4 protein-coding genes and 1 pseudogene are annotated in these 4212 nt (G+C 42.0%); 3 read left to right on the forward strand and 2 right to left on the reverse strand.

Annotated features, from left to right (window positions below):
* The 3 genes from ACMJ0U_RS03465 (at nt 1) to ACMJ0U_RS03475 (ending at nt 3168) form a co-directional block, all read left to right on the forward strand.
* On the forward strand, nt 1–1233 hold the full coding sequence (locus ACMJ0U_RS03465) for a glycoside hydrolase family 88 protein (protein WP_417128203.1): 1233 nt from the start codon (nt 1–3) through the stop codon (nt 1231–1233).
* Nucleotides 1234–1252: 19 nt separating this feature from the next.
* Entirely contained in the window at nt 1253–2800 is a 1548-nt protein-coding gene (locus tag ACMJ0U_RS03470; RefSeq protein WP_417128204.1) for a sulfatase, read from the forward strand.
* 230 nt (nt 2801–3030) lie between these two features.
* Nucleotides 3031–3168 (forward strand): hypothetical protein, encoded by a 138-nt coding sequence (locus ACMJ0U_RS03475; RefSeq protein WP_417128205.1) that lies wholly within the window; start codon nt 3031–3033, stop codon nt 3166–3168.
* A 203-nt stretch (nt 3169–3371) separates the two neighbouring features.
* Here the strand turns inward: ACMJ0U_RS03475 and ACMJ0U_RS03480 are convergent.
* Both ACMJ0U_RS03480 and trxA read right to left on the reverse strand, forming a co-directional pair.
* Nucleotides 3372–3707 (reverse strand): annotated as a pseudogene (locus tag ACMJ0U_RS03480) (hypothetical protein).
* A gap of 18 nt (nt 3708–3725) precedes the next feature.
* Nucleotides 3726–4043 carry a thioredoxin gene (gene trxA, locus ACMJ0U_RS03485; protein ID WP_417128206.1) on the reverse strand — a complete coding sequence of 106 codons (318 nt, stop codon included), beginning with the start codon at nt 4041–4043 and terminating at the stop codon, nt 3726–3728.
* Between the last annotated feature and the right edge of the window lie 169 nt (nt 4044–4212).

Below are 4212 nucleotides of genomic sequence, written 5' to 3' on the forward strand. Positions count from 1 at the left end.
ATGAAGATCAAACAGCACTTAGGATTCATCAGTATGCTGGCCATCACTTTCACAGCCTGCCAGCAAAAACCGACGGAGACAGACAACTTCCTGGAAAATGAAATCAAAAACATCGAAGCGCAACACACTTTACAGACCGACCTGATCGAAAAAAGTGGCAAAATCTTGAACCCTCGTACTATCGACGAAAAGGGAAATATTGTATATGTACCCATTGATGACTGGACCAGTGGTTTCTTCCCTGGAACAATGTGGCTGGATTACGACCTGACTAAAAATGAGAAATGGAAAAAATTAGCTGAAAAATACACAGAAGACCTTGACTCTGTAAAATACCTGAAATGGCACCATGACGTAGGTTTCATGATTGGATGCAGCTACTTGACCGGATACCGCTTGTGCAAGAAACCAGAATATAAAGATGTCATTGTTACGGCTGCACAATCTCTTTCTACCCGTTTCCGACCAGTGGCAGGTGTCATCCAATCTTGGGATGCCGACAGAGGATGGCAAGGTGAACGCGGATGGGAATGTCCGGTTATCATTGATAATATGATGAACTTGGAACTTCTGTTCGAAGCCACTCGTCTTTCTGGAGATTCTACATTCTATAAGATTGCAGTCTCACATGCTGACAATACCATGAAGAATCATTTCCGTACAGACAACAGCTGCTACCACGTAGTAGACTATTCTCTGAAAGATGGAAGTGTAAGAAGCCGCCAAACTGCACAAGGTTATGCACATGAATCTGCATGGGCGCGTGGACAAGCATGGGCTATCTATGGATACACCACTTGTTATCGCTACACACATGACAAGCGCTATTTGGAGCAGGCTGAAAAAACATTAAACTTCTACCTGAACGATGCAAACCTGCCGAAAGACTTGATTCCTTACTGGGATTTCGATGCTCCGAAAATTCCGAATGAGCCAAGAGATGTTTCAGCTGCTGCATGTATTGCATCAGCATTGTACGAAATGGACGGATACTGTCAAGGAAAGAATTATAAAGAACTGGCAGACAAAATTCTGAAAAATCTGTCTGGACCTGATTACAAAGCAAAAGTAGGAGAAAATGGTAACTTTATCCTGATGCACTCAGTGGGAAGTATCCCTCATGGAGCTGAAATTGATGTTCCTCTGAATTATGCAGACTACTATTACGAAGAAGCATTAATTCGTAAGAGAGACATCGAAAACAATCAACCTTTTTCTTTTATAAACGAATAAAAAACACCAATAATAAACCATGAAACATCTGCCCTATTCACTAATAGGGGGAATCGGATTGCTTTCATTGCAAGGTTGTGCCAGCAAACAGCAAGTAACTGAACAAGAATACCCCAATGTCATCTACGTGTTTCCAGACCAATACCGTAACATGGCAATGGGGTTTTGGCATGAAAACGAATTTAAAGAACACATCCACTTTGCAGCCGATCCGGTACACACCCCTAATATTGACAATTTTGCAAAGGAATCACTGGTACTGTCTTCAGCCATGAGCAACTGTCCGCTAAGCAGCCCGCACAGAGGTTCTTTGCTTACCGGCATGTACCCCAACAAAAGTGGAATTCCTTTGAACTGTAATTCTACACGTCCCATCAGTACCTTGCGTACAGACGTAGAATGCGTGAGCGACGTATTCAGCAAAAACGGATACGAATGCGCCTACTTTGGCAAACTGCATGCCGAATTTCCTACTCCGAACGACCCGGAAAACCCAGGACAATATGTAGAAACACAGCGTCCGGTATGGGATGCCTATACCCCAAAAGAACGCCGCCATGGATTCAACTACTGGTATTCTTACGGCACATACGACGTACATAAAAATCCCCACTACTGGGACACGGAAGGCAAGCGTCATGACCCGAAAGAATGGTCGCCACTTCACGAGGCCAAACAAGTGATTTCTTACCTGCGCAACGATAAGAACCAGCGCGACCCGAAAAAGCCGTTCTTCATCATGGTAGGTATGAACCCGCCCCACAGTCCGTACCGTTCTTTGAATGATTGCATGGAAGAAGACTTCAATCTGTATAAAGACCAGCCCATAGACAGTCTGTTGATTCGTCCCAATGCAGATAAACAACGTAAGAAGGCAGAATCGGCTCGTTACTACTTTGCCTCTGTCAGCGGAGTGGACCGCGCTTTCGGACAGATTCTGGAATGCCTGAAAGAGTTAAACCTCGATAAAAATACCATTGTCGTATTTACATCCGACCATGGAGAAACCATGTGCAGCCAGTTTACAGACGACCCGAAGAACTCACCTTATGCAGAGTCCATGAATGTACCGTTCCTTATACGTTATCCACAGCATATACGTCCCCGTGTTGACAACTTGCTGCTTTCTTCCCCAGACATTATGCCTACCTTATTAGGGCTTTGTAACCTGGATAAGGACATTCCGGCAAATGTACAGGGAAGTAATTACGCCCCAATTTTCTATGAAGATTCTGTGCAGACCGTAGCTCGCCCCACGGGTGCCTTGTACATTCAGAATATGGATGGAGATAAGGACAAAGACGGTAATGTAATCTCTTATTTCCCTCGCTCCAGAGGAATCAAGACACTACATTATACATTGGCTTTATACATCGACAGAGATAACAAACTGACACAAACTCTTTTATTTGACGATATAAAAGACCCTTATCAGTTACAGAACCTTTCACCGGAAGAACATCCGGAGATTGTAAAAGAACTCTATCAAGAACTGGCCAAACAATTAAAGGAAATTGATGACCCCTGGTATCAACAAAAGATACTTTCGGATATTCTTCCTTATTAAATCCATATCCCCGTTTTTCAGGATTCACTCTGAAAAACGGGGATATTCTTTATAATTGAATGAAATTACTTTGCAGTGCCTTTTTAAACTTACTTGAAATCGGAAGCCTTTCTCCACTAAACGGTGGATACATAATGCACTCATCCCCGTCTATCATAGCAAGATGCTGGATATTAATAATGTAAGATTTGTGAATCTACACAAACTGAGAAGAAAATCCTAAAATATTCATGGCATTAATAGAAGAACGCATTGCCAGCAATTTCTGGATAAACAAAAAGACCTCCCAGCATCTGCGCGAAGCATTGAATTTAAAATATCCTATTTCAGAAAGACGCAATACACGAATTTCCCCTGCCGGCAACTAGAGAGAAAACGCACCCTTACTGCTTTCCCCTTCCATTCCACGCATACCATTCACGATATTTACCTCTTCCTTTTTCTCTATTTTTGCCTGTACGAAACGATTTATAATCAAGTCAAGTTTCTTTATATCGAACCCACGTGAAGCTATAAAAAATCCGGAGCTAAAAATAGCTCCGGATTTTTTATACGATAATATGGTACTTTGTTACTCTACTTGTCCCAACTGATTGCCATATTCCATTTCACCCTGCACGACAAAGAAAATCGCATCCGGGTCAAACGGGCCCATTCCATCCTTGGCAGACTCTTTAACGATGTAGTTCACAATTTCATCCTGATCAATGTTGATATACCCTTCATCATCCGGCTGTGCATCCAGACAACCACTCGTGGTATAATAATCCACAATCAAATCCAGAATGTAATACAAATCATCGTCCGAGAAAACCTCTTTCATGTCCTGAGGCAATTAGTTCTTTATGAACTCGATGGTTTTTTCATCGTCCTCATCTTCCAACAAGAAATCGTCTTCTATTCCCATAACTTATCTGTTTTTTAGTTATTTCAACAAAGCTTCTACCTTTGCCTGCAAAGCAGATTTAGTGGTAGCTCCCACTTGTTTGTCTACAACTTCTCCGTTCTTGATAAACAATACGGTAGGAATGTTGCGAACACCGAACTGTGCAGGCAAATCTGTATTTTCATCCACATCACATTTACCGATATTTACCTTATCCTTATACGCTTCTGCCAGTTCTTCGATATATGGAGCAATTTGCTTGCAAGGACCACACCATGTAGCCCAAAAATCCAACACCACTGGTTTACCTTCAGCTACAATAGCTTCAAAGTTGTCATCTTTAATATTCAATGCCATAATTATCTATGTTTTTTTAAGTTCTCTACGCAAAGTTACTACAAAAAAGTGAAATGCGGAAAGATATAGTGATAGAATTGAGTTACAAGGGTTTTGGTTGAAGTGGCGATAATCCGTGAAGCCATTACAATCCCTGCCGAAGCCAAATCCTGACGCCGCTACGTTACTT

It is taken from the genome of Phocaeicola sp., from assembly GCF_048170425.1.
Classification (GTDB): Bacteria; Bacteroidota; Bacteroidia; order Bacteroidales; family Bacteroidaceae; genus Phocaeicola.

What these genes read in the sequence shown, in the direction of transcription:
- ACMJ0U_RS03465 (WP_417128203.1), top strand. Translation starts at nt 1, where the DNA reads ATGAAGATCAAACAGCACTTAGGATTCATCAGTATGCTGGCCATCACT.
- ACMJ0U_RS03470 (WP_417128204.1), top strand. Translation starts at nt 1,253, where the DNA reads ATGAAACATCTGCCCTATTCACTAATAGGGGGAATCGGATTGCTTTCA.
- ACMJ0U_RS03475 (WP_417128205.1), top strand. Translation starts at nt 3,031, where the DNA reads ATGGCATTAATAGAAGAACGCATTGCCAGCAATTTCTGGATAAACAAA.
- trxA (WP_417128206.1), bottom strand. Translation starts at nt 4,043, where the DNA reads ATGGCATTGAATATTAAAGATGACAACTTTGAAGCTATTGTAGCTGAA.